The sequence below is a fragment of the Streptococcus dentiloxodontae genome (genome assembly GCF_053206925.1).
The window spans coordinates 1-23,440 of the sequence record NZ_JBRUHR010000016.1 but is presented as its reverse complement, the minus strand read 5'-3'; the positions used below and the strand labels follow the sequence as shown (position 1 = coordinate 23,440).

Here is a 23,440-nt window from a genome sequence, read left to right as displayed (position 1 = left end):
GGCACATGAAGAAACGTTATCTAGCCCTTCCTCTGCTCTCCATTCTTCTCTTTCCTCTCCTAATCATCATTATTGTAGGAGCTGCTATTTCAGGCGGAGGTTTTTCCACAAGTTCTGACTCAACAACTACTGGGAAACAAACCACCTTAACTGCTCAAGAAGTGGCAAGCAAGGCTGAGATTTCAGAAGAAAGAGCTGAGGATGTTATCAAAATTCTCAATTATCAACTATCTACTGAAAATTTTACACTTGCTGGGAGTTCTGGAAGTCTTGCCGTAGCCGAACGGGAATCAGGATTTGACCCCACAGCTGCTAATACTAGCGGTGGAGTAGCTGGCTACTTTCAGTGGTCAGGCTGGTCGTCAACCATTAACGGTAACCGCTGGGCTCAAGCTAGCTCTAAAACGCTGAGTTCAGATGTTGAGTTACAACTCATGTCCACTGAATTAAACGGAAGCTATGCCAATGTCAAGACGGAAATGCAAAAAGCAACTGACCCTAGTGAGGCTTCTCTCTATTGGTCAACACATTATGAAGGTGTTGCTCTCTCTGATGGACAAACTAAAGCCGAAGAACTGGAAAAAGACGCTCAGAAATGGTACGACATCTTTGAAGGAACCATTACAACTGGAACCACTTCTACCACTCGTGATGGGGGCGGAGTGACCTCTGATGGCGTCCCTGATGGTTATAGCTTGACCAAGGCGATTGATACGTCTAACTATACCTCTGCCACCTATCCTTGGGGACAATGCACATGGTTTGTCTATAACCGTGCCAAAGAGCTAGGCATTAACTTTGACCCTTACATGGGAAATGGGGGCGATTGGCAAAACAAGGCAGATTATACTACGACACACACGCCAACGGAACATGCGGCAATTTCCTTTAGCCCTGGTCAAGCTGGTGCTGACCCAACGTATGGACACATTGCTTTTGTAGAACAGGTTAAGTCTGATGGCTCTATCCTCATTTCAGAATCAAATGCGTCTGGTGGTCTGGGAGTTGTCTCCTACAGAACCTTTGACAAAGCAACAGCTTCACAATTTACTTACGTTATTGGAAAATAAAAATATTGACAAACACCTACATTTGTCATACAATTTAAGTACAAATGAGGTGTTGATATGACTAAAAAAATGTTTCAAAAAAGAGTAGATTCAGAGTTATTAGACGAGGTCTCCATTTTATACAAATCTTTAGGAACTTCTGTTGGGGACGCTTTTGTCATGTTCCTACAAAAATCAAAGGAGGTGAACGGATTGCCATTTGATTTAAGAAAACAGGCTTCTGCTATTTCTGATAATCCACTAGAAAAATTAGCTTTGGCACATTCAAATGTTGTCCAAGTCAGGGCTTCTAACCCAGAAGGGATTGCTGATTTCTTTGATGAAGATTACCCAGAATATGAGGAGAAACATGAACAACTACAGTCCTTATGATATTCTAGTAGCCACTATTGCTTATAGTGATGGGACGGGGGCAAAACGCCGACCCGCTTTGGTGATTGCTCATGATGGTGAGATTATTAGAACTTATCGTATCACTAGCCAATATTCCAGAAAATCTCCCTATATTCGTTCAAAATATTTTGAGATAAAAGAGTGGAAAAAAGCGGGTTTGGCTAAGCCGTCTTGGATTGATACCGTGCAACTCTATGATTTAGACCTTGAGCTAATTCGTGTTCGTTTAATCGGAAAATTAACAGAAAATGACCAAAAGAGATTTGAAAACTTTTTAAAAGGAATTTAAGAGAAGCTCACTATATTATAGGTAATCCTAAATAACTTTTCATAATCTCCTAGAAAGCAGGTTCAGTGATGAGCTTGTTTTCTTTTTATCTTATTCCAGCAAGTCCTCATGGCTTGCTTTTTTATTTGGAGGAAAACAATATGCAAGTAATTCTACCAGAAGAACAAACAAAAGAAATTCAATTATTTATAGCTAATCTGATTAAAGATGAAATAGAAATTGTAAAAGAAGATACGGGACAATTAAGCCCATTTTTGAATAAGAAGCAAACCTGTCAGTATCTTGGCATTTCTAATAACACGCTTGATATTTGGATAAGAAAAGGCTTGCCTTATATTCGCATTGGTAAAACAATTCGCTTTGATAAAGACAGCATTCGTAGATGGATGGTGCAGCTGGAAAATCACCTATAATTTCTTTATAATAAGAGCATGGTAATTTTCTAGCTCAGTAATAAAGGAGATTACTATGACAATCACAAAAACTTCAAACGGTTCTTATCGTTTAAAAACCTACATTCCAACTGAAGCAAGAGCTGCATTTGGCATTTCAGGAAACTACTATGATAAACGATTCAAAACAAAAAAGGAGGCAAAAGACGCTGAGTTACAACTTTTAGTTGATATAAATACTATACAAAAGGGTGAAGCATTACCTCATCAAGCCATCAATGATGATATTCTTTTTAAAGATTTTTATCAAAATGTTTGGTGGAAGGCTTATAAAGCTGGTCAGACTACTTCAACAAATAAGCCACCTACTTTACCAACTGTTGACGCAACGGAAATCGTTTTCAGAAAACATATCTTACCGATGTTTGGGAATTATTCCATTAAATTTCTCAACCAGAATAAGACTGTTGTACTAAACCTAATGACAGCTAAAGCGGAGGAATATGCAAATTTTAAAGTTATTAGAAGCTATGTTAATTCTATTTTTGACTGGGCTGAAGAACTAGAGTATATTGAGACTAACCGTCTTTCCAAAACCATTAAGCGTATCAAAGCAACAAAGAAAATAAAGTTGCAGGAAGCCAAGCGAGATGAAGATTTATACCTTACTTTAGAGGAGTTACAAGAATGGTTTAACGCATTCCAAAAAGATTTAGAAGAAGGTAAATTATTCTTCAAAGATTATGTTTTATTTTTAACAACTTTTATTCTAAATGACCGCAAGTCAGAAACCTATGCTCTACAATGGAAACATATTCTTTTTGACACCTCTGAAATTAGTTTAATTCAAGCTTTGGACAAATATAAAGGTGTCAAAGCAACTAAGGGAGAAAAGAAAACGACTTTTTCTATTCCGCAAGAGCTAATAGCTCTATTAAAAGAATGGAAGACCCAGCAACAGTCGGAATTAGCTAAATTTGGTATTATGCAAACACCAGAGCAGTTTGTATTTACTTATATTGATACTAAAGGCAATATCAATAGTCCTTTGCATGCTGATTATCTTAATAATAAGATGAAGTCAGTAGAGCGGCGTCACAAAAACCTGAAGCATGCTACTCCTCATATGTTACGCCATACAGGAGCTACCCTCGCTAAACAAGCTGGTATGTCTTTAAAATCTATTTCAGAAGCATTGACACACAGTGATTTGAGTACAACACGCATTTATGTCAACACCTCAAATGTTGTTTCTTTAAGTGCTGGTGAAGTTGCTTACCGAAAACTCAAAAAATGAATAAGGTAAAAATAAGGTAAATTTTGAGGTGAGTTTTTCAAAAAAGTGCACAAAAAAGCACCCATGAGGTAAACTCTTGAGTGCTTGAAACGTTGATATATAGCAGATATTAACGTTTTGAGAATTGTGAAGCTTTACGAGCTTTTTTAAGACCTGGTTTTTTACGTTCAACCATACGTGCATCACGTGTCAGAAGACCAGCACGTTTAAGTGAATCGCGGAAGTCTGGGTCTACTTGAAGAAGTGCACGTGCAATTCCGTGACGGATCGCACCTGATTGACCAGCATATCCACCACCTACAACGTTAACAAAAACGTCGTATGAACCTTCAGTTGAAGTTACTGCAAAAGGTTGGTTGATAACCAAACGAAGGTCTGCGTGTGGAATATATTCTTCTACATCTTTTTTATTTACTGTGATTTTACCAGTACCTGGTGTCAAACGAACGCGTGCAACAGCGTTTTTACGACGGCCTGTACCTGCATATTGTGCTTGTGCCATTATAATAATGCTCCTTTCCTCTTAGAATTAAATAAGACCTGAGATATCAAGTACTTCCGGTTGTTGCGCAGCATGAGTGTGCTCACTACCTACGAAGACTTTCAACTTCATACCTTGTGCGCGTCCAAGAGTGTTATGTGGAAGCATGCCTTTAACTGATTTTTCAATCAAGCGCACAGCATTTTTTGAACGGAGTTCACCAGCTGAGATTTGTTTCAATCCACCTGGGTACATTGAGTGCGTGTAATAAATTTTATCAGTTGCTTTTTTACCAGTCAATTTCACCTTTTCAGCATTGATAACAATGACAAAGTCACCAGTATCAGTGTGTGGTGTGAATGTTGGTTTGTTTTTTCCGCGAAGTACGCTAGCAACTACTGCAGAAAGACGTCCAAGCGGTACATCTGTTGCGTCAACAACGTACCATTTGCGTTCAACTTGGCCTGGTTTAGCCATAAATGTTGTTTTGTTCATGAGTTCTCCTATACGAATTCGTTGATGTTTACATGTTGCGGATGTTCCGGTCCGCAGAGTATTTGGAAGGTTCCGGGGCCTTTCAAATGGGGTAAACAATACCGCCTATCATAGTACCAAAAAAACAGGCCCTAGGTCAAGTGGTTTAGGCTTGTTTTTTTATTTTTTTGAAAATAGCAGGGCTTTTTACGCTTTGTAAGAGCTCAGATCATAAATCTCTGACAATTTCTTAGGGCGCAGGATAAAGATAGCCAACGGAACAGCAAGTGCCAGCTGAGCCCAGACTGTTATGCCAATCAAACCCAAAGCAGATGAAGATTCCATCCCTCCAGCCATCGTAATTGCCAAATCATAGATTATATGTTCCGCCATTACCCAAATTAGAGATTTTGTTCTAAGATAAACAGCACCAGCGAACAGCCCAAAATTTGCAGTATTTAAAATTTGAATAAGCGTACCAACAAGAGGCTGGGAGCTGATATTTAAAAGATGAAGGAGACCAAAGAAGAAGGAAGAAACTATTAGGGCTATCCTGATGCGCCCAACCGTTAACGACTGTCTCTGCATCAAATAACCCAAAACTATCCCTCTCAAAACATATTCTTCCACAATTCCGGCAAACAGACCTATTGTCAGGGCAGTTAATAGACGATCAGCACGAAAATCGAGAAACACTCCCGCAAGACAAGATACGATGATGAAAACACATAACCAGGCCGCTGAAAACTGCTGTTTAAAAGAAATTTCCTTTGAGTAAAGCGAAGTCGTCACCTTCAAATAGCGTTTGTTTAAGAAATAAAAAGTACAAACAAGCAATGTATCCTGAATAGCTGTGCGCCATACATTACCTACCAAACCCTCAAGTACAAAGTGACAAAAGGCATTAATACAAAGGATAAGCAACATAAGACCAGTAACTATAAGATAAGGATTCTTATTTTTTTCCATCAATTCAAGCACCTCTCTGATTGTATTTTATTGTAAAACAATGACACTATAAATCAAGAACGAGTCTCTTTCTCTCTAATCTAAAAAATCAAGCCTCATTAAACTGCCTAATTTTACTTCGCCAATACAAGCTCTTTAAAATCATTTGTATTTACAGGGCAAGCATTTCGATAAATAGGATAAAAAATACTGCCTCTCAAAAGATTTAAAACTGCCTTTAAGGTAAGCACTGTTTCATAGATTTTTCAAGAATTTTTTCTAAAAAATGCTATCGTCTACAGGAGAGACAACCACCTTGCCATCCTTATCCAACAAAGGAGTCAACCCACCGGCATAACCGCTGGTATGAAATAAATAGTGAACTCCCGTCTCCCGATCAACAAAAATTTCTGTTGTTGTTACCGCACCTTGATTGTAAATGCGTTCGAATCTTTTTTGAGCCATAAAATTTTCCTTTCTGTTTTATTTTTTTATCGGGTGAATTTCCCTAAGCTTCTTAGTTCGTAGCAAAAAAAGGACGATTGGCAGGCAGATAGCATACAAAGGAACCGCTTTTTGAAGCGCATCTACCAGATTCACTGATTGCTGCGTCGTTTCCATTCTGTGCATAATCATAACACTGAAGTTCCAAATAGCATGGTACAGAATCCCCCAAATAAGAGACTTGGTTCTGACATATACAGCTCCTGAAAGAAGTCCTATAACACCCGTCCCAAAAACCTGTAAGAGAGAATACGAAAGTGAAAATACAGTGATAGTATTTAGATGAGTTAAGGCAAACAACAGGGTCGTAAAGAAAACGGCTATTCGGATACGACCAGCTGTTAGTTCTTCTGTCTGCAGAAAATAGCCTATAAAAAATCCTCTGAATAGGTATTCTTCAAGTATACCTGTAGTCAGACCAGTTTCTAAAGCAGGAAGAAGGTTTTTAGGTTGGTAATTTACAACTGCTCCTAATAGCAAAATACAGACAATCAGAATCACTGCAAAAGCAGCCATTGCCTGACTTCTAAAAGATACTTCTTTAGAGTAGATGGGAGTTTTTACCTTGAGAAATCGTTGATTAATCAGATAAAAAACAAGAAACATAATAATAAACTTTGTAATTTCATACAGCATACCATTAACAAAACCACCTATCAAAAAGCCACAAGATCTGGATAACACTATAGCAAATAAAGTCAAAGAAATAGTCACCAGATAAGGATTCCACTTTTGGTTTTGGATAATTGAATTTTCCATAAGACGTCCTTTGCTTGTCGGTTGCTTTTGTATCATTATAACAAAACAATATCAAACCTGCAACCACGTGACATCTGCCTTGTGAATCAATCCAGATAAAAAATCGGCTAATTCCTGAAGATTACAGCAGCTGGAATTAGCCTTATGTCTAACGCTTATTTTTACCAATTGTAAAGACAGCTAAGGTATCTGGACCGACATGGGTTGAAATAACTGGACCTAGTGGCATGATTAAAACTTCTTTGATAGCTGGGTGCTCTAACAAATCTGCCTTTAGTTTATCGGCAGCTTCTTTGTCATTGGCATAGGCAACAATAGCTGTGCTATGCTCAACATCTTGGACCGCCTGCGTTACCATTTCTTTTATGGCTTTCTTTCGTCCACGAACTTTAGTGAGGGGAACTAACTTTCCTGTCGCATCTAGCCAGAGGAGCGGCTTAATATTAGCCAAACTTCCCATTACAGCAGATACTTTGGATAAACGGCCGCCACGCATCAGATGATACAAATCATCCACGAGAAAGTAAGTACGTAAGCGTGGCAAGATATCAGCAATCAGAGTTTTCGTTTCTTCGAGATTTTTACCCTGATCACGCGCCTCTGCTGCCAGAATAGACAAATAACCCTCACCCCCAGCAGCCGCTAAGGTATCTATAATCTCAATGGTTGTATCAGGGAATTCTTCTAGAACCATATCTCGTGCCATAACACTGCTTTGATACGTTCCCGACAGAACTGAAGAAAAGGCAATATAGAGCACTGCTTCTCCATTTTCAGCGTGATGACGAAAGGCCGCCTCAAACTGCCCAACATTAACCTGGCTGGTCGTTGGTTTACTGCCGTTTTTCATACTATCCAGTAATTTTTCACTCGTCAGACGATTTTTACCTACTGTGTCATAAACCGTTCCATCCAGCGTAATGGTTAAGCCAAGGATCTCTACATCATGTTCCTGAGCCCATTTCTCATCTAAATCAGCTGTCGAATCTGTTAAAATCTTAAATACCATTGAAATTCTCATACTTTCTATGTTCTGTTCGTCTATTATATCAGAAAAGCGCTGTTGTTGCGATGCCTCACTGTTTTAAGAATCCCAGAATAAGTCGTCCAAGGTTTTGTCAAGACTTTTACAAATAGCTAAGCAGAGTTTGATAGTGGGATTATAATCTCCCTTTTCAATAGCCGAGATAGTCTGGCGTGTTACTCCAACCAGGTCAGCTAGCTGTTGCTGGGAAAGATCTTTGCCTGCCCGAGCAGCTTTCAATCGTAAATTTTTCATTCCTCTGCACCCTTCTTATCTTGAATGATTTTATAGAAGGTCACAAGAAATATCACACTGAAAGTAAGCAGCCCAAGAAGACTCGAACCTTTTTCCCCGGTCAGATAGAGGTGACCATCCAAAACAAAGCTCCCATGAATCCAATAATGAACGGTAGCAATTAAATATGAAAGCACAATGAAAATATAGAAATAGGCAAACCTTTTAGTGATCGTCTCTGAAAAATAAGCGTCACTCAAGATGCTGCTGCAAACGAAAATACCCACTACCAAAAATAGGAATGCGTAGCCGACAAACGATAAAGCCATGTATTTTTTCAGATAATCTCCTTCAATAGCCAGTACCAAACTCAAAGCCGCTACTCCCCAAGCAGCATCTGCATAAGCCTTTTTCTGCATCAATAACTGACGCTCATCGTATTTTTGACTCGCTCTTTGATTAGAATATTTTCTCAAAAAGACTAGGGCACCTATCATCACAAATAAGATAACTAAATTTAGCCAAACATTAAGCATAATCACCATCTTCCTCTTCCTTTTGATTTTTGATAAGCTTTCTCAAGATGATAACTCCTTCACAAAATGACATCACACCAAACAAAAGAAAACTAATGCCATTTTCTGCTCCATCAATATCTACTCCGTTTTTATCAGTAATAGCAGCAACCATCCCGAACAGCCCCAATAAAGTGATTAAAATTCCTAAAATTATCAATCCCAGACTAGTCCAGCGCGCCTTTTTCTCATGCTGCTTGGTTAGAAAAGGATGGCCATCTCTCGTGACACTGTATATCACACTGGCTGTCATTGCCCCAAAAAAGGTCAAAAAAAGTAAATTGCGCACAAGGTTTAATGACGGTAAAAAATCGGCTACCATCATACTGATAAAAAGTCCCACCATGGCTACCAAATAGCCAATTGTCGAAGATTGTAAATTAATGGACTGCATGCGTTCGTCACCAGCAGGTTGAAATTGAATTCTCTTTTTATTTTTCATCATTTCCTCCTTTATTTGACTTTATTATAGCACTATTTTACATAATGTAAAGTATATATTACAAAAAGTTCGAAATAAATTTCTTTTTATCAAAAATAACTGCATATAGACTTGATGTCCTGACAAGTGCTTTTATATTGATTTATTTTCAATACCTGAAAATAGAAAAAGTGATTTTATCAACCGTACAAAAACTTTCCACTGTAGTGAAAGCCTTAGAAAGCGGCTTATATGGTAAGGGAGATGGGAAGGCCACAGGTCTTTCTAAAAAAGAGGGGAACGACAAAGCTGGTCGCTTCCGCTTCTTGCCACCTAAGGAAAGTTCCGATAGAAAAATACTCAGATTTTGAGCATAGCTGAATATTCATTTTTCCTCCTGAGAGCATTATAAAAAGACCTTGTGGTCTTTTCTACTATCTATGACAGACGATTCCGGTAAACTTCGTACATGAGAATAGCTGCCGCAACACTGGCATTAAGGCTCTGAACATGTCCTCCCATAAGAATAGTAATCATTTCATCTACTTGTTTTTTTATATTGGCAGAGATGCCCTTGCCTTCATTGCCGATGATAAGTACCAACTTACCTGCGGTATTCCATTGAGTGGAGGGGACGCCATCCATATCTGTACCAAAAACCCAAAAACCTGAAGCCTTCAGCTTATCTAAGGCCTGGCTAAGATTAGTCACACGAGCAATAGGAATGTGTTCCACCGCCCCTGTTGAAGTTTTGGCAACAACTGGGGTCACACCGACTGCACGATGTTTAGGAATAATAATCCCAGTCACATTGGTTGCATCAGCCGTCCGTAAAATAGAACCAAAATTATGAGGATCTGTCAGCCCATCCAAGATAAGAAGGAGGGGATTTTCTTCCTGCTCTGCCTTTGCCAAAAGAACGTCAAGATCCGTATAGGCAAACTCAGAGACGCGCAAGACAAAGCCTTGGTGAACGGCTCCATTCGTCATCTCAGCCAAAGTCTTCTTAGGCGTCCAAGAGATACTGACCTTTTTCTCAGCTGCTAAGTCTTTCATCTTTTCTACATTTTTGCCATGCAGATCATCTTGAATGTAAAGTTTATTTCCTGTACCTGCTCTAAGACTTTCCGTCACGGCATGAATACCATAAACAATGTCTCTCATATCTTGCTTTGTATTTTTCATAAACTCATTATAACACGAAAAAAGGAAGTGGCAAAGAAACTTGAAAATTCAAGGATTTTCTTTGACACATCCCGATTAATGTTGCGATTCCTATCAAGCAGCTAAAATAAGTTAGATAAAAGCGACAACTGCTAAATAGATAATCAAGAGTACAAAGACCACAGTTGCTGTCGCAAGAACCTGTTTTCCAAACATTGAAGGGTCTGAAACAGTTTTTGCGACTGTTTCAGCTGCCTGTTCTGCACTCTCTCCAATAGACTGGAAGAAACCACCCGATTGTTTTCTAGTTGTCGCATTGGAATTCGCAGCTGAGTTGCCTGTACCTGCTGGATTAGTTGCAGCTAAACTGTTTAGTACTTGCGATAATTGACTGGTCAACTGCTGGATTCCCGCCTGCGTTGCATGTGTTAGATCTGTCACTGCTGCTGACTGAATCTGATCAGCCAAGGTTGCGTAACTGTATGTTCTAGCATTATTGACTGTGACATTTACGATAACGGGAGCCGAATTTCCCTTATTTGGTGGATAAGACCAATTATTCGTTCGTTTAACCGGAGTTTCGCCCATATTAAAGACACTAAAATATTGGGTTAAATAGTGAATATTTCTATTAGCATCTATAAGCTCAAAAGTCATGCTATGAATGCCTGTCGTTTGTTCTGCCAGATGATAATCTCCCAGCCCTGCATTCACCTCATTTACCTTATCTTCAATGAAATAACCTTGATAAACTGGATTGCCGTCTAAGACCAGATTAAGCCCGACAATATCCTGTCCTTCAACATTAAAGTGAACGTTAAAGACATCACCGCGAGCCACATAAAGCGTATCCTTATTCCCAGTAACAACAGGAGCATCCTCAATTTTTGCCCCTCTGTCATCATAGCGCTTTACAACCGTATAACTATCTGACGATACAGGCTGTGCGGTAATTTCGGATGACGAACCATCATCAAGTCTAACCTCTGAAGTATAAGTCAAACTTTCGCTTTGATATTGAGAAGTATCTGTATAGGTGCTTGCAGTTGACAAAACATTATTATAATTTTCAATGAGCTCTGACGATGCTGCCGAAGTCGAAACAGTGCCAGAAACAGTAAAAGTCTTTGTCGTCACTTCTGACTGTGACTGAGGCAGTTCTTCTGTCTTTTCAGAACTTGCATAAATAGTACTAGCAGATTCACTTGTCCAAGCACTGTCATCATTTTGTAAAGCGTAGAACTCAGATGTCTCCGTACTTACTTCGGAAGTAGCGGTATCAACTCCAGAAATACTCTCGCTCGTTTCAGATGAAGCAACGAACTGTTCCGACATGCTTACCGTGCTTGCTTCCGAACTTATAGCTGACTCTTCAAGTGTTTCAGAAATCACTAATTCAGTCGAAGCAGTTTCTGATGTGCTTGACGGTTGAACATAATCTCCATCATTTTTGATCACATCATTGCCCTGCAAATCGTTTGCATATACCACCTGCCCCGCAGCACTTGATAAAATAACTGCTGCAATTGTTGTGTAAAAGACTTTCTTTTTGCTGATACCTACTCACCCCCTTCATTCCCGTTATCTCTTATCAATCATTATAACGTGCCGCATTGTCAGATGTCAAATTAGTTTCATTAGAAAACCTTGTTAAAACAGGCTTTGTTACATTTTTTTAATAAAAAATAACGCAACACAAATTTAGTTTAATTTTTCTGAAATCATCTCTTTCCCTTTGTTATAACAGCCAAAGATTTTAGTTATCAATCAAAAATTAGAAAAAAGAGAGAAAATTCCCATCTACATAAAAAATCTCCCTTTTGGGAGATTTTTACTGCTCTGTTTCAATTTTCTTGATACACCATTCAATTAATTCTTCTAGACGTTCGATTTGGCCAGTCATATGAAGATAACCCATGACAGCTTCAAAGCCTGTTGACATTTTATAAGTGATAATGTCCGTATTTTTAGCTTTGGTATGACTATTAGCATTGCGCCCACGCCTATAAATATCTTCTTCTTTTTCGGTTAAGAGCTGAGCTTCTAACATAGCAGTAATTAGCATAGCCTGAGCCTTAGCGGATACATAATGAGTTGCGAGGCGGTGCAGCTGGCTGGGCTTGGTCTGACCTTTAAAAATCAAGTGACGGCGAATGTATAAGGAATAAACCGCATCCCCTTCAAAAGCTAGGGCGATTCCATTTATTAAATTAACATCCAGCGGCTTAGTCACGTGTCCACCTCACACCATCCTTGGTATCAAGAAGCTTAATCCCCTGCTCTGCTAATTGATCTCGGATAGCATCTGCTTTAGCAAAGTCGCGATTGGCACGCGCTTCCTGACGTTTAGCAATCAATCTTTCAACATCCTCATCCAAGACCTCCTCTTCAAAAACAATACCAAAGACTGCCAGCATTTTAGCAAAAGTTTCTTTGACCGTCTGATTATAGTTACCAGAATTAATCCACTTAGCCATATCAAAGACAACAGTAATACCGTTGGCCGCATTGAAATCGTCATCCATGGCTTCTTTAAAGGCATCAACGAATTGTGCTAATCGGGCAGCGTCAGCTGTTTGGCCTACTGGTACTGGCAGAGTATAAGTATTTTTCAGATATTTGAGATTAACCTCGGCATCATGAATCGCTTTTTCGGTGAAATTAATAGGCTTGCGATAGTGCTGGGTCGCCAAAAAGAAGCGCAGTACTTGACCATCAACCGTCTTTAACAAATCATGCACTGTCACGAAATTCCCGAGAGATTTAGACATTTTTTCATTGTCTACATTGACAAAACCGTTATGCATCCAATAATTAGCAAAAGTTTTACCTGTTTTAGCTTCAGATTGAGCGATTTCATTGGTGTGATGCGGGAATTCCAAATCAACTCCGCCGCCATGAATATCAATGGTATCTCCTAAAATGCTGGTTGCCATTACAGAACATTCAATGTGCCAGCCCGGACGTCCCGCTCCCCAAGGGCTCTCCCATGAGATTTCACCTGGCTTAGCTGATTTCCAAAGAGCAAAATCCAAGGGTTCTTCTTTAAGTTCTGTCTCACTGTCTATGCGGCCACTTGCTCCAACCTCAAGTTCAGACAGCGTTTTATTGGCTAATTTCCCATAATTCTCAGACTTTGAGACACGGAAATAAACATCACCCGCAGAAGCATAGGCAAAGCCTTTATCTACTAAAACCTGTACAAACGCGATGATCTCATTCATATAGTTAATGACACGGGGATTCTCAGTAGCAGGTTTGATTCCAAGCTTTGCTGTATCCTCCATAAATGCAGCAATAAATTTATCTGATAACTCTTTGGTAGAAAGACCAGCCTCAGCTGCTGCTTTGATGATTTTATCATCTACATCAGTAAAATTGGAAATATAATTGACCTTATAACCACTATACTCAAAATAGCGGCGAATAGTATCAAATGCCACCGTTGATCGAGCATTCCCAATATGAATATAGTTATAGACCGTTGGCCCACAGACATACATATTAACCGTATTTTCATGGATAGGAACAAAATGACGCAGCGATCGGGTCATCGTATCATAAATTTTAATCATAGGCTCTCCTATTTCTTTCAAAAGACTTTTTCAGCAAACTAAATCGTCTGATTTCTTTTAAAATAATTGAAATACTTGTTTTTTCGAGTTTCCTAAGGATATGTATTATAAACAAATCTTCTATCAACCATTATCAGACTGGTTCATCTCCCTTTTAGCCTTGCGCCAAAGCAAAACTATCAAAGCAAGGGTAAAAATCACCCAAATTAGAGTGTATGTATCAAAGTTAACAATAATTCTCAGCACAGCATTGATGGCGCTTAGAACAACCAGTAAAATAAGATACCAGTTCTTTTTCAAAAATGTTTTTTTATTCATTTATTATTCTCCTGCATTTTCAAAAAAATCTCGAGATTATAAGGGAAATCTATAACTTTACATCACATGCATCATTCTGATAAGGCAGATAACTGCATTAAAAGAGAGTGATAAGAGTAAATTAAACAGCGGCCTTAACAACTGCATTTTTTAGCGTCTCTGTTTATAAACTAAGCCTGTCCAAAGAATCGCAACAAGAGTCCAAAGAACAGCCATACTGTAATTGCCACGATGCAAACCAATAATTGCAGCAGCCAAAGGTCCCAGAATTGTCAGCCGAGTGACTCTGTTGGTAAATAACCGTTTCATTCTACATTAGCTTTCCCTTACTAAAGATGTGATGAATGCAGACTCTCGTAGCGGAGTTCTTCTAATTTTGAGGTATAATATTCGCGGCTTTCTTCAACTTCATGAATGGCAACTTCATCTTTTTGTCCATGAATACGGACAACCTTAGCCGGAACACCAACAACAGTAACATCTGAAGGGACATCTGAAACAACAACAGCTGCCGCCCCGACCTTAGCATTTTCTCCGATTTCAATAGGTCCAATTACCTGAGCGTGTGCCGATACCAAAGCACCCTTTCTGACGGTCGGATGGCGCTTTCCCACATCCTTTCCTGTACCGCCTAAGGTAACGCCATGATAAAGCATAGCACCTTTTTCAACAACAGCCGTCTCACCAATAACCAGTCCCGAACCATGATCAATGAAAACACCTTCTGCAATTTCAGCACCTGGATGAATTTCAATCTGAGTCCAAAAACGCCAAAACTGGCTATGCATTCGCGCCAGTAATTTAAACCGATGTTCCCATAAAAAATGCGACAGACGATGAGCAGCCAGCGCCTTAACTCCTGGATAAGTTAGGAGAACTTCCAGAGACGTACGGGCCGCTGGATCATTTTTTTTCACAATATCAATCGTTTCTTTCCACCAACCCATAACGTTCCTCTCTTTTTTGATTATTTCAAGTGCTGAGCGTTCAGCTATACCCCATCAGTTAATCCGTTTTTCTTGTTTTTCTGTATCTTGTGAAACAAGCTCAGCTGAAACTTTATCAGACCGTTTATCATGTCCTTTTTTATGCCGAGACTTGCTTGAACGTTTATGTTCCTTATGATTGGCATTTTCACCTTCTGATTTAGGCGGACGAGGAATAAGCGCCTTCATTGAAGCATCTGCACGTCCTTTATCGTCAATTTTAAGGATTTTGACTGCAACCTTGTCACCAATTTTCACAACATCTTCAACACGCTCTGTGCGCTTCCAAGCTAATTCTGAAATATGCACCAAAGCGTCCTTATGTCCAAACAGATGAACAAAAGCACCATATTTTTCGATACGAACAACCTGAGCTGCCGAGTAGATCTCTCCTACAATGGGTTCACGTATCAAATCTGTGATAATAGTCTTGGCTTTTTGAATAGCATTCTGATCATTTGAGTAAATCTGAACCAGCCCTTCTTCTGAAATATCAATTTTAACGCCGGTTTCCTCAATGATTTTATCAATGGTTTCACCGCCTTTACCAATAACTACTTTGATTTTGTCAACATCAATCTGTAAGCTGTCAATTTTAGGAGCACTTGGAGCCAGATTCGGCCTTGGCTCTGCTATTGCTTTTTCAATTACATCTAAAATTTCCAAACGAGCTTTTTTAGCCTGAGTTAGGGCCTCTTCAAGAATCTCTGCTGTAATTCCTGAAATTTTGATGTCCATTTGCAGAGCTGTAATTCCAGTACGTGTCCCAGCCACCTTGAAATCCATATCACCAAAATGATCTTCTAAACCTTGAATATCTGTCAGAACGGTATAATTGCTGCCGTCCGAAATTAAACCCATGGCAATGCCGGCAACAGGTGCCTTGATTGGTACCCCACCAGCCATCAAAGCAAGCGTCCCTGCGCAAATTGAAGCCTGCGAAGAAGAACCGTTGGACTCAAGAACCTCTGCTACTAAACGAATAGCATAGGGAAAGTCTTCTAAGCTAGGTAAAACCTGGGCTAAGGCACGTTCTCCCAAAGCACCGTGTCCGATTTCACGACGGCCTGGCGCCCCGTAGCGGCCTGTCTCACCAACTGAATATTGCGGAAAATTATAATGGTGTAAAAAACGTTTTTTATATTCGGGATCCAAACCATCAATAGTCTGCGCTTCCCCCATAGGTGCCAAAGTCAAGACAGATAGGGCTTGTGTCTGTCCGCGAGTAAAAAGACCTGAACCATGCACCTGCGGTAAAAAATCTACTTCAGCTTCTAAAGGACGAATTTCATCTACTCGGCGGCCATCTGGACGAATCTTATCCTCTGTAATCAGACGGCGAACTTCCGCGTGTTCCATTTGCTCCAGTATTTCAGCCACATCACGTAAAATAGCCTCAAGATTAACATCTTGACTATAGTGGTCTTGATATAAAGCTAAAACGCCATCTTTTACAGCCTGAGTTGCTGCTTCTCGTTTCAATTTATCTTCAATATGAATAGCCTGAGCCAGCTGATCATGAAAGGCGGTTTCAATTTCGGTTTTAAGAGCAGGATTTACTTGAAGAAGTTCAACACTGGTTTTTACTTTACCTACTGCCGCGACAATATAATTTTGAAAATCTACCAGCTCTTGAATCGCCTGATGTCCTCTTATCAAAGCTTGCAGCATAATATCCTCAGATAATTCCTGCGCACCAGACTCTACCATGTTGATAGCATCTTTTGATCCCGCAACAGTGAGGTCAAGCAAGGATAATTCTTTATCGGCAGCACTTGGATTAATAATAAAATCTTCTGCCGAATACCCCACTTGAACCCCTGCAATCGGACCATTAAATGGAATATCAGAAATAGACAGAGCTAGAGAACTCCCAAACATAGCCGCCATAGGCGCACTAGCATCTTCATCATAGGACAAAACTGTATTGATGATTTGAACTTCGTTACGAAATCCTTCAGCAAACATCGGACGAATAGGACGATCAATCAGGCGGGCAGTCAGAGTCGCATCTGTTGATGGTCTCCCTTCGCGCTTATTAAAACCTCCAGGAAATTTCCCAGCAGCATACATTTTTTCCTCGTAATTAACCTGCAAAGGAAAAAAATCACTGGTCGTTGTTTTTTTAGACATAACCGCAGCCGATAGGACTGTTGATTTGCCATATCGAACTACAACTGCACCATTAGCCTGCTTAGCAACCTGACCAACCTCAACAATTAAAGGTCTCCCTGCAAAAGTCATTTCAAAGGTTTGTTTCGCCATAGATTAAGATACCTCTCATAATTTGGACATTATCCATTCAATATGATACCAGCGGATTACAAAAATCAAGCTAGAAGGCTTCCGGCCTCATTTTTGTATTAAGTTGGTATCGCTCCTATTTTATCATATTTTCAAGGAAAATGGCAGAGCTCAAAAATAGACTTTTCGCTATCTTGGTCAGACTTAAGATTTTTTACCCAGCTTTGTGGTATAATATACTTTTAATGACACAATAAGGATATATTAATGAAAAAACTACTTAGCCTCCTAATGATTGCTCTGATGCTTTTTGCTTGGAGCAGCCCAGTCTTAGCAGAAGAACAAAACGAAACAGCTTTTAATGCGGCAGCAGACCATGCTATTGCTGTTGAAGCTACAACTGGAAAAATTCTTTACGAGAAAGATGCCACAACCGCTGCTGGCATTGCTTCTATTACTAAAATCCTAACCGTCTACATGGTCTACAAAGAGATTCAAAAAGGCTCTTTAACATGGGATACCAATGTGGATATTTCAGACTATGCTTACGATTTAACAGCCAACTCTGATGCTTCCAATGTTCCCATGGAAAAGCGCAAATACACAGTCAAACAACTGGTAGATGCAGCCCTTGTTGCCAGCGCCAACAGTGCAGCCATCGCTTTAGCTGAAAAAATAGGCGGCACTGAAAGCAAATTTGTTGATATGATGTCCGACCAGCTCAAAAAGTGGGGAATTACGGATGCCAAACTAGTCAATGCTTCTGGGCTTAACAACAGTTATTTAGGCGATAATATTTATCCTGGATCAAGCTCAAGTGATGAAAATATGATGAGTGCCCTTGATGTGGCTATTGTTGCTCAACACCTCATCAATGACTTTCCTGAAGTTCTAGATATTACTAAACAGACAGAGATGGACTTTGATGGCACCGCTATGAATACTTGGAATTACATGCTTGAAAACCAGAGTTATTCCCGTGAAGGAGTTGATGGTCTTAAAACAGGGACTACTGAGCTTGCAGGGGCATCCTTTGTGGCCCACTCCAAAGAAAATGGCATGAGTATTATCACGGTTATCCTGCATGCTGATAATGGCGATACTGATGATTATGCTCGTTTTTCTGCAACGAATGATCTCTTAAATTATGTGGTTCAGAATTGGGAAATCAAGACAGCCGTCAAAAAGGGGGAAACTATTAATAAGAGCAGCGCATCTATCATTGACGGAAAAGCTAAAACTGTTCCAGCCGTTGCCCAATCTAATCTCAAAATCGTTCAAAAAATCGGTACTAAAAATGACAGCCAAATCAAGGTGTCAACCAAGGAAATTACTGCTCCTGTCACAACAGGAACTCAGGTAGGCACAGCAACCTATAACGATCCCGATCTCATCGGAACTGGTTACCTTGAAAATGCACCAAGTGTCAAACTAACAGCTGGAAAATCTGTTCAAAAAAGCAGCTTCTTAAAAGTTTGGTGGAATCATTTTGTCAATTTCATCAATGAAAAACTGTAACCAAAAACCAAGCCCTCAAGCTTGGTTTTTTCGTGCAGATTTTTCTGAACAAAAAAGCAGCCGAATGCTTTGATTCGACCGCTGTAAATTTAAAAGATAAACGAAACCGTCTAACTGACATCAAAATAGAACTCACCTTGTTTTACCCCAATTTTCAGAGTTTGACCAGCAGTTACTTTACCCGAAAGGATTAACTCTGATAACTGATCTTCAATCTGAGTTTGAATGGTTCTTCTCAGTGGCCGAGCCCCCATTTCAACATCGTAACCATCCTTGGCCAGTCGCTTAAGAGCCGCTGGCTGGAATTTGAGAGTACTGCCTTTTTCAGCCAAAGCAGCAACCAGTGGGGCAACCATAAGCTTAACGATAGCCTGAAGTTCTTCTTCCCGCAGGCTATGAAAGACTACTTTCTCATCAATACGGTTGATAAATTCTGGACGGTAGGTCTTTTTCAGCTCTTCCAGAATACGTTTTTCCATGTTTGCATGATTATTAGCTAATGCTTGCGCTCCAAAACCGACAGTTTTATCATCACGCAATGCTGTTGCACCCAGATTGGATGTCATAATGATAATGGTGTTTGTAAAATCAACCTTACGGCCGCGACTGTCTGTCAAAACGCCATCATCAAGAACCTGTAAAAGAACATTGAAAACATCTGGATGCGCTTTTTCAATTTCATCAAAGAGAAGGACAGAATAAGGTTTATTGCGTACTTTCTCTGTCAGTTCTCCACCCTCATTGTAACCAATGTAGCCTGGAGGAGCACCATTAAGACGTGAAACTGCAAATTTTTCCATGTATTCAGACATATCGAAACGAATAAGCGCAGATTCATCATCAAACAGCACCTCAGCCAAAGCCTTAGCAAGTTCAGTCTTACCAACTCCAGTAGGCCCTAAAAACATAAAAGATCCTATTGGACGTTTACCTGTTCTAATACCGGACTGATTTCTGCGAATAGCACGGCTAATTGCCGATACCGCTTCATCTTGGCCAATCACACGCTTATGCAGTTCGCTTTCCAAAGTAAGGTATTTTTTGCTGTCTGCCTGAGTCATTTTTTCGACAGGAATACCTGATAGCTTACTGAGCGTCTGCATAATTTGGTCTTCATCAACAAGAGCTGGACTGATAGACTGGGGTGTCTGACTGGCCTTGTAAAGCTGGACTGCTTCTTTCATATTGCCACTTATTAAAGCCTCGTCCATTGGCGTTAAAGCCTGTTTGGCTTCCTTTTTGATTTTGCCCTGAACCGTAGCACTAGCCTCATCTAATAGATCAATAGCAGAGTCAGGAAGGCGCCTTGCTGTTAAATAGCGGTGCGCTGCTTTTACTGCTGTCTCTAAAGCTTGATCAGTGATGGTTACGTGATGATAATCTTCATAAGTCTGACGAATACCTTTTAGAATAGTAATAGTATCTGTAACACTTGGTTCTTCAATAATAATTTTAGCAAACCGGCGAGATAAGGCAGTATCTCTTTCAATGTACTTTTGATATTCATCCTGAGTTGTTGCTCCAACCATATGCAGGGTTCCTCGAGCAAGGGCCGGTTTTAAAATATTAGCCGCATCTAAAGTGCTGTCAATACTGCTTCCTGACCCCATAATGGTATGCATTTCATCAACAAAGAGAATAATATTGCCAGCTTCTTCAACATCGGCAATAATTTTATTCATGCGCTCTTCAAAATCACCACGAAAACGAGTACCAGCCACCACGCTCATCATATCCAATTCAAGTACGCGCATATCAGCTAGTTCAAAGGGCACCTCTCCAGATATAATATGCTGAGCCAGTCCCAAAGCCAATGCTGTTTTACCAACACCGGCATCTCCTACAATCACAGGATTATTTTTAGTTCTGCGGCTAAGCACCTGAATTATACGCAGTATTTCTTCATCTCTGCCAATAACGGGATCTGATTTACCCGAAAGAGCAATTGCTGTTAGATCACGAGTGAAATCAACTAAGCTTCCTGTAAAGGCCTGTGGCTGCGCCAGAGAAGACGTGCTGCTGCCACTTTTGGTCTTTTCAGCCTTGCGCAGATCATAAATTTCCCTAATTTTTGCCTTGGAAAAACCAGCATAACGCTCCACTGACCGACGTAAGTCCAGCAAACGTAGCTCTTCGCTATCATCTTTGAATCCAAAACCTGCAATTTCCAGCAATTGAGCAGCCATTAAATCCTTATTAAGTAAAAGAGCCATTAGTACATGTTCAGAACCAACCTCCTGAGCATCTGTTACTTGAGCAATAGCTGTCGCATATTCCAAGATTTCTGTCAGAGCACGAGATTGCGCTCGAAATTCCGTAACGTCTGAACCTTCATTTTTAACAGAATCAGTTCCCATAACCAAAACGGCAGCTGCTTCAATCTCTTCCGGCCGAACCCTATCTTCAAAATCCATAAAAGCCAAATAAGCAACCGAGCCAGGCACTGCGATTAGCCCTAAAAGAACATGCCAGGTCTCTAAAAAAGCACTGTTGAAACGCTCTGCTTGTCTTTGAGCCACCTGAAAAACTGCCTGCATTTTTGTTGAATATTGTGTCATTTAATTTCCTTTTCTATCTAAGCGCAGCAAGAGACTGCGAAGCATGCGCGAGCGGATAAATGGAGCCTCTTCACCAAGAACAGCATCACTGGCTGTTGCCAAAACCAGATTGCCTTCCTGCTCTGTGACAATCCCCTCATCAAAAAGCAACTGTATAAAATCAGTAAAAACATGTTCACTTACTTGACTTCCTAAGTTATTCAGCAAGTCATTAAGCATATGGTGTTTATCAGAAAAGCGCACCTTGGCAATACGAATATAGCCACCGCCGCCACGTTTACTTTCAACAATATAACCGCGACTCTCCGTAAAGCGCGTTTTTATTACATAATTAATCTGACTTGGAACCACTTGAAAAGTATCTGCCAAATTTGATCTTTGAATCTCTGCAATTCCTGATTGAGAAAGTAATTTTTTGATATATTCTTCAATACTATCTGAAGTATTTCTTGCCATATCCTGTCTCCTGTCCACTTTGACTATAACTGACTATTATTATAACAAAAAAATAGAAGCAAGCAAAATAAGAGGAATAGATTAATCATTTTCTCTTGCCAGATTGCCCCTTGGTAGGATAAAATAGATGAGATCCTACAGAAAGGTAGAACTTCATGAACTACTTGATTACATTTCTCATTTCTATGGTACCTATTATTGAACTTAGAGGAGCTGTGCCATACGCTGTTGCTACAGGGATTCCTATGTGGCAGGCCCTTGTTATTGGTGTCATTGGAAACATGTTGCCTGTTCCTATCATCTTTTTCTTTGCCCGCCGTGTTTTGGAATGGGGAGCAGATAAGCCTTTTATTGGCGGTTTCTTCAGCTGGTGTTTGAAAAAAGGGCACAGCGGAGGTTCTAAACTTTCTGCTGCGGCTGGAGATAAGGGAGTTTTCTGGGCACTTTTGCTCTTTGTTGGAATCCCTATTCCGGGCACCGGAGCTTGGACAGGAACTCTTGCAGCCTCTATTTTAGACTGGGACTTCAAACGCAGCATCATTGCTGTTATGCTAGGCGTTATTTTAGCCGGCATTATCATGGGAACTCTGACACTTCTAGGTCTGGAAGCCTTTCTTTCATAAAATAAAAGCTGAGCAGCAACTCAGCTTTTTTAGTGTCTTAACTTCATTACTTCTAGAAGTTATTCTTTGATCTCACGTCCATTTGTATCCTGAATAGGCCGATTGTTGTCAAATCCAAGGGTTTTAGAGAATTTTTCGACCTGTTCTTTACTAATAGTTTCTTGATTTTTAAAAACAATCCAGTTAACACCCTCAGTACATGGCGGCGTTGTCAAGGAACCCTCAAAATTATAATAATCTTTATTTTCAGGATAGAGTTTATCCACGGAAACAGTATCAGGGAGCTCCTTTTCTTTATCAACAGATTTAGGCATATTATCCCAGACTTGCTTTAATTCTTGATTTTCTTCACCGTATTGGTAAAGCACAGAAATAACCGTGATCTTTCCGTCATCGGTTTTGTAAACAAAATGACCTTCAAGCGGATAGGTCTTGCCATCAATTTCATTTTCACTCGGCGCATGGAAATGAAACTGTTCGAGTTTGTAAACAGCATCACCGATCGTCAGAGTATTATTTGATTTCTTAAAGCTTACCTCAATGGTATGACCATTATTTTCAACACTGGCTTCTGATGGTTTACTGTTCAGATCAAGTTCCGGTAAATCAACATCCTCAGCATTGGTAATATTAATAGGAGACTGCTCCTTACCATCTCTGCTGAGCTCATAATCCTCAGACAATTCTGCCCAATGTTCTGGACCAGTTGAACCTGTATAACCCCACTTAACCTCCTTAGAGGCTGTGCTTTTTGATTGGATTCCAACAAATACAGCAAGGCCGCATGCTATTAAGACTAAAAATACGGTAAAATAGATGACTCTTTTTTTCATCCCTGTTCCTTCCTTCCACTAAAGCAATTTCCTTACAAGAAAGAGCATACTTATAGCTCCCAGAACCCCAATCTGCTGTATTTTACTGCTAATCTAAGGAATTGTCAATATATTTTAGGTTTTTCTTTTCAAGTTTTCATTTTTTTCTTATCTCAAAAAATCAAGGCTGGAACAAAAGGGCTCTATAATATCTGTAGTGGGTAAATCTCATTCAGATATTATAGGGCTTTTTGAGTGTATACACAAAAAGTCCCATATGACTTATAATGAAAAGCGACAAAACCATCATTAGAAAGATTCCTAT

Annotated in this window: 28 protein-coding genes; 8 read left to right on the top strand and 20 right to left on the bottom strand. The window is 39.9% G+C overall.

Going from position 1 to position 23,440, the window contains the following annotated elements:
* The first annotated feature begins 5 nt into the window (after positions 1 to 5).
* The 5 genes from ACVRZ8_RS08095 (at position 6) to ACVRZ8_RS08075 (ending at position 3,441) form a co-directional block, all read left to right on the top strand.
* Positions 6 to 1,070, top strand: coding sequence for a phage tail tip lysozyme (locus ACVRZ8_RS08095; RefSeq protein WP_447448811.1), 1,065 nt, complete (start codon positions 6 to 8; stop codon positions 1,068 to 1,070).
* A gap of 57 nt (positions 1,071 to 1,127) precedes the next feature.
* Positions 1,128 to 1,442, top strand: a complete 315-nt coding sequence (locus tag ACVRZ8_RS08090; protein WP_447448810.1) for a toxin-antitoxin system protein — start codon at positions 1,128 to 1,130, stop codon at positions 1,440 to 1,442.
* A complete protein-coding gene (locus ACVRZ8_RS08085) occupies positions 1,420 to 1,752 on the top strand; it encodes a type II toxin-antitoxin system PemK/MazF family toxin (protein ID WP_447448809.1) in 333 nt (110 codons plus the stop codon). The genes ACVRZ8_RS08090 and ACVRZ8_RS08085 overlap by 23 nt, the downstream gene beginning before the upstream one ends.
* Before the next feature lie 140 nt (positions 1,753 to 1,892).
* Positions 1,893 to 2,165, top strand: coding sequence for a helix-turn-helix domain-containing protein (locus ACVRZ8_RS08080; RefSeq protein WP_447448808.1), 273 nt, complete (start codon positions 1,893 to 1,895; stop codon positions 2,163 to 2,165).
* Positions 2,166 to 2,220: 55 nt separating this feature from the next.
* Positions 2,221 to 3,441 carry a tyrosine-type recombinase/integrase gene (locus ACVRZ8_RS08075; RefSeq protein WP_447448807.1) on the top strand — a complete coding sequence of 407 codons (1,221 nt, stop codon included), beginning with the start codon at positions 2,221 to 2,223 and terminating at the stop codon, positions 3,439 to 3,441.
* 109 nt (positions 3,442 to 3,550) lie between these two features.
* On the opposite strand, the gene rpsI is transcribed toward ACVRZ8_RS08075, so the two are convergent.
* The 9 genes from rpsI to ACVRZ8_RS08030 form a co-directional block, all read right to left on the bottom strand.
* On the bottom strand, positions 3,551 to 3,943 hold the full coding sequence (gene rpsI, locus ACVRZ8_RS08070) for a 30S ribosomal protein S9 (protein ID WP_447443415.1): 393 nt from the start codon (positions 3,941 to 3,943) through the stop codon (positions 3,551 to 3,553).
* A 27-nt stretch (positions 3,944 to 3,970) separates the two neighbouring features.
* On the bottom strand, positions 3,971 to 4,417 hold the full coding sequence (rplM, locus tag ACVRZ8_RS08065) for a 50S ribosomal protein L13 (protein WP_018166606.1): 447 nt from the start codon (positions 4,415 to 4,417) through the stop codon (positions 3,971 to 3,973).
* 186 nt (positions 4,418 to 4,603) lie between these two features.
* Complete coding sequence (locus tag ACVRZ8_RS08060; RefSeq protein ID WP_447448806.1) at positions 4,604 to 5,365, bottom strand: CPBP family intramembrane glutamic endopeptidase; 762 nt, start codon at positions 5,363 to 5,365, stop codon at positions 4,604 to 4,606.
* Between the two features lie 258 nt (positions 5,366 to 5,623).
* A complete protein-coding gene (locus ACVRZ8_RS08055) occupies positions 5,624 to 5,809 on the bottom strand; it encodes a DUF6440 family protein (RefSeq protein ID WP_447448805.1) in 186 nt (61 codons plus the stop codon).
* 18 nt (positions 5,810 to 5,827) lie between these two features.
* Positions 5,828 to 6,607, bottom strand: coding sequence for a CPBP family intramembrane glutamic endopeptidase (locus ACVRZ8_RS08050; RefSeq protein ID WP_447448804.1), 780 nt, complete (start codon positions 6,605 to 6,607; stop codon positions 5,828 to 5,830).
* Between the two features lie 148 nt (positions 6,608 to 6,755).
* Positions 6,756 to 7,616: a DegV family protein gene (locus ACVRZ8_RS08045; RefSeq protein WP_447448803.1), complete on the bottom strand. Its 861-nt coding sequence runs from the start codon at positions 7,614 to 7,616 to the stop codon at positions 6,756 to 6,758.
* A 75-nt stretch (positions 7,617 to 7,691) separates the two neighbouring features.
* Positions 7,692 to 7,886 carry a helix-turn-helix transcriptional regulator gene (locus tag ACVRZ8_RS08040; RefSeq protein WP_447448802.1) on the bottom strand — a complete coding sequence of 65 codons (195 nt, stop codon included), beginning with the start codon at positions 7,884 to 7,886 and terminating at the stop codon, positions 7,692 to 7,694.
* Positions 7,883 to 8,401, bottom strand: coding sequence for a hypothetical protein (locus tag ACVRZ8_RS08035; RefSeq protein ID WP_447448837.1), 519 nt, complete (start codon positions 8,399 to 8,401; stop codon positions 7,883 to 7,885). The genes ACVRZ8_RS08040 and ACVRZ8_RS08035 overlap by 4 nt, the downstream gene beginning before the upstream one ends.
* Positions 8,394 to 8,882: a hypothetical protein gene (locus ACVRZ8_RS08030; RefSeq protein ID WP_447448801.1), complete on the bottom strand. Its 489-nt coding sequence runs from the start codon at positions 8,880 to 8,882 to the stop codon at positions 8,394 to 8,396. The genes ACVRZ8_RS08035 and ACVRZ8_RS08030 overlap by 8 nt, the downstream gene beginning before the upstream one ends.
* A gap of 137 nt (positions 8,883 to 9,019) precedes the next feature.
* Here ACVRZ8_RS08030 and ACVRZ8_RS08025 point away from each other — a divergent pair, with 137 nt between their 5' ends.
* Entirely contained in the window at positions 9,020 to 9,232 is a 213-nt protein-coding gene (locus tag ACVRZ8_RS08025; RefSeq protein WP_447448800.1) for a hypothetical protein, read from the top strand.
* Positions 9,233 to 9,299: 67 nt separating this feature from the next.
* On the opposite strand, the gene rlmB is transcribed toward ACVRZ8_RS08025, so the two are convergent.
* The 8 genes from rlmB to pnp form a co-directional block, all read right to left on the bottom strand.
* A complete protein-coding gene (rlmB, locus tag ACVRZ8_RS08020; RefSeq protein WP_447448799.1) occupies positions 9,300 to 10,046 on the bottom strand; it encodes a 23S rRNA (guanosine(2251)-2'-O)-methyltransferase RlmB in 747 nt (248 codons plus the stop codon).
* A 111-nt stretch (positions 10,047 to 10,157) separates the two neighbouring features.
* On the bottom strand, positions 10,158 to 11,516 hold the full coding sequence (locus tag ACVRZ8_RS08015) for a hypothetical protein (RefSeq protein WP_447448798.1): 1,359 nt from the start codon (positions 11,514 to 11,516) through the stop codon (positions 10,158 to 10,160).
* 340 nt (positions 11,517 to 11,856) lie between these two features.
* Positions 11,857 to 12,258: a Mini-ribonuclease 3 gene (locus ACVRZ8_RS08010; protein ID WP_447448797.1), complete on the bottom strand. Its 402-nt coding sequence runs from the start codon at positions 12,256 to 12,258 to the stop codon at positions 11,857 to 11,859.
* Complete coding sequence (cysS, locus tag ACVRZ8_RS08005; protein WP_447448796.1) at positions 12,251 to 13,600, bottom strand: cysteine--tRNA ligase; 1,350 nt, start codon at positions 13,598 to 13,600, stop codon at positions 12,251 to 12,253. Before cysS ends, ACVRZ8_RS08010 begins: the two co-directional genes overlap by 8 nt.
* A 123-nt stretch (positions 13,601 to 13,723) precedes the next feature.
* Positions 13,724 to 13,918 carry a hypothetical protein gene (locus ACVRZ8_RS08000; protein ID WP_447448795.1) on the bottom strand — a complete coding sequence of 65 codons (195 nt, stop codon included), beginning with the start codon at positions 13,916 to 13,918 and terminating at the stop codon, positions 13,724 to 13,726.
* A 150-nt stretch (positions 13,919 to 14,068) separates the two neighbouring features.
* Positions 14,069 to 14,227 carry a hypothetical protein gene (locus ACVRZ8_RS07995; protein ID WP_447448794.1) on the bottom strand — a complete coding sequence of 53 codons (159 nt, stop codon included), beginning with the start codon at positions 14,225 to 14,227 and terminating at the stop codon, positions 14,069 to 14,071.
* Positions 14,228 to 14,247: 20 nt separating this feature from the next.
* A complete protein-coding gene (cysE, locus tag ACVRZ8_RS07990) occupies positions 14,248 to 14,865 on the bottom strand; it encodes a serine O-acetyltransferase (protein ID WP_447448793.1) in 618 nt (205 codons plus the stop codon).
* A gap of 54 nt (positions 14,866 to 14,919) precedes the next feature.
* Complete coding sequence (gene pnp / locus ACVRZ8_RS07985) at positions 14,920 to 17,169, bottom strand: polyribonucleotide nucleotidyltransferase (protein WP_447448792.1); 2,250 nt, start codon at positions 17,167 to 17,169, stop codon at positions 14,920 to 14,922.
* 246 nt (positions 17,170 to 17,415) lie between these two features.
* Between pnp and pbp3 the strand changes: the two genes are divergently transcribed.
* On the top strand, positions 17,416 to 18,666 hold the full coding sequence (gene pbp3, locus ACVRZ8_RS07980) for a D-alanyl-D-alanine carboxypeptidase PBP3 (RefSeq protein ID WP_447448791.1): 1,251 nt from the start codon (positions 17,416 to 17,418) through the stop codon (positions 18,664 to 18,666).
* Between the two features lie 110 nt (positions 18,667 to 18,776).
* On the opposite strand, the gene ACVRZ8_RS07975 is transcribed toward pbp3, so the two are convergent.
* Both ACVRZ8_RS07975 and ACVRZ8_RS07970 read right to left on the bottom strand, forming a co-directional pair.
* Positions 18,777 to 21,224, bottom strand: a complete 2,448-nt coding sequence (locus ACVRZ8_RS07975; RefSeq protein ID WP_447448790.1) for an ATP-dependent Clp protease ATP-binding subunit — start codon at positions 21,222 to 21,224, stop codon at positions 18,777 to 18,779.
* Complete coding sequence (locus ACVRZ8_RS07970; RefSeq protein WP_447448789.1) at positions 21,225 to 21,680, bottom strand: CtsR family transcriptional regulator; 456 nt, start codon at positions 21,678 to 21,680, stop codon at positions 21,225 to 21,227.
* Positions 21,681 to 21,835: 155 nt separating this feature from the next.
* On the opposite strand from ACVRZ8_RS07970, the gene ACVRZ8_RS07965 reads away from it, so the two are divergent.
* On the top strand, positions 21,836 to 22,303 hold the full coding sequence (locus ACVRZ8_RS07965; RefSeq protein WP_447448788.1) for a COG2426 family protein: 468 nt from the start codon (positions 21,836 to 21,838) through the stop codon (positions 22,301 to 22,303).
* Between the two features lie 59 nt (positions 22,304 to 22,362).
* Here ACVRZ8_RS07965 and ACVRZ8_RS07960 read toward each other — a convergent pair whose 3' ends face one another.
* Entirely contained in the window at positions 22,363 to 23,136 is a 774-nt protein-coding gene (locus ACVRZ8_RS07960; protein WP_447448787.1) for a carbonic anhydrase, read from the bottom strand.
* Positions 23,137 to 23,440: the final 304 nt, after the last annotated feature.

Coding starts and splice junctions, on each gene's coding strand:
- ACVRZ8_RS08095 (WP_447448811.1), top strand. CDS start 6: ATGAAGAAACGTTATCTAGCCCTTCCTCTGCTCTCCATTCTTCTCTTT.
- ACVRZ8_RS08090 (WP_447448810.1), top strand. CDS start 1,128: ATGACTAAAAAAATGTTTCAAAAAAGAGTAGATTCAGAGTTATTAGAC.
- ACVRZ8_RS08085 (WP_447448809.1), top strand. CDS start 1,420: ATGAACAACTACAGTCCTTATGATATTCTAGTAGCCACTATTGCTTAT.
- ACVRZ8_RS08080 (WP_447448808.1), top strand. CDS start 1,893: ATGCAAGTAATTCTACCAGAAGAACAAACAAAAGAAATTCAATTATTT.
- ACVRZ8_RS08075 (WP_447448807.1), top strand. CDS start 2,221: ATGACAATCACAAAAACTTCAAACGGTTCTTATCGTTTAAAAACCTAC.
- rpsI (WP_447443415.1), bottom strand. CDS start 3,943: ATGGCACAAGCACAATATGCAGGTACAGGCCGTCGTAAAAACGCTGTT.
- rplM (WP_018166606.1), bottom strand. CDS start 4,417: ATGAACAAAACAACATTTATGGCTAAACCAGGCCAAGTTGAACGCAAA.
- ACVRZ8_RS08060 (WP_447448806.1), bottom strand. CDS start 5,365: ATGGAAAAAAATAAGAATCCTTATCTTATAGTTACTGGTCTTATGTTG.
- ACVRZ8_RS08055 (WP_447448805.1), bottom strand. CDS start 5,809: ATGGCTCAAAAAAGATTCGAACGCATTTACAATCAAGGTGCGGTAACA.
- ACVRZ8_RS08050 (WP_447448804.1), bottom strand. CDS start 6,607: ATGGAAAATTCAATTATCCAAAACCAAAAGTGGAATCCTTATCTGGTG.
- ACVRZ8_RS08045 (WP_447448803.1), bottom strand. CDS start 7,616: ATGGTATTTAAGATTTTAACAGATTCGACAGCTGATTTAGATGAGAAA.
- ACVRZ8_RS08040 (WP_447448802.1), bottom strand. CDS start 7,886: ATGAAAAATTTACGATTGAAAGCTGCTCGGGCAGGCAAAGATCTTTCC.
- ACVRZ8_RS08035 (WP_447448837.1), bottom strand. CDS start 8,401: ATGCTTAATGTTTGGCTAAATTTAGTTATCTTATTTGTGATGATAGGT.
- ACVRZ8_RS08030 (WP_447448801.1), bottom strand. CDS start 8,882: ATGAAAAATAAAAAGAGAATTCAATTTCAACCTGCTGGTGACGAACGC.
- rlmB (WP_447448799.1), bottom strand. CDS start 10,046: ATGAAAAATACAAAGCAAGATATGAGAGACATTGTTTATGGTATTCAT.
- cysS (WP_447448796.1), bottom strand. CDS start 13,600: ATGATTAAAATTTATGATACGATGACCCGATCGCTGCGTCATTTTGTT.
- ACVRZ8_RS08000 (WP_447448795.1), bottom strand. CDS start 13,918: ATGAATAAAAAAACATTTTTGAAAAAGAACTGGTATCTTATTTTACTG.
- ACVRZ8_RS07995 (WP_447448794.1), bottom strand. CDS start 14,227: ATGAAACGGTTATTTACCAACAGAGTCACTCGGCTGACAATTCTGGGA.
- cysE (WP_447448793.1), bottom strand. CDS start 14,865: ATGGGTTGGTGGAAAGAAACGATTGATATTGTGAAAAAAAATGATCCA.
- pnp (WP_447448792.1), bottom strand. CDS start 17,169: ATGGCGAAACAAACCTTTGAAATGACTTTTGCAGGGAGACCTTTAATT.
- pbp3 (WP_447448791.1), top strand. CDS start 17,416: ATGAAAAAACTACTTAGCCTCCTAATGATTGCTCTGATGCTTTTTGCT.
- ACVRZ8_RS07975 (WP_447448790.1), bottom strand. CDS start 21,224: ATGACACAATATTCAACAAAAATGCAGGCAGTTTTTCAGGTGGCTCAA.
- ACVRZ8_RS07970 (WP_447448789.1), bottom strand. CDS start 21,680: ATGGCAAGAAATACTTCAGATAGTATTGAAGAATATATCAAAAAATTA.
- ACVRZ8_RS07965 (WP_447448788.1), top strand. CDS start 21,836: ATGAACTACTTGATTACATTTCTCATTTCTATGGTACCTATTATTGAA.
- ACVRZ8_RS07960 (WP_447448787.1), bottom strand. CDS start 23,136: ATGAAAAAAAGAGTCATCTATTTTACCGTATTTTTAGTCTTAATAGCA.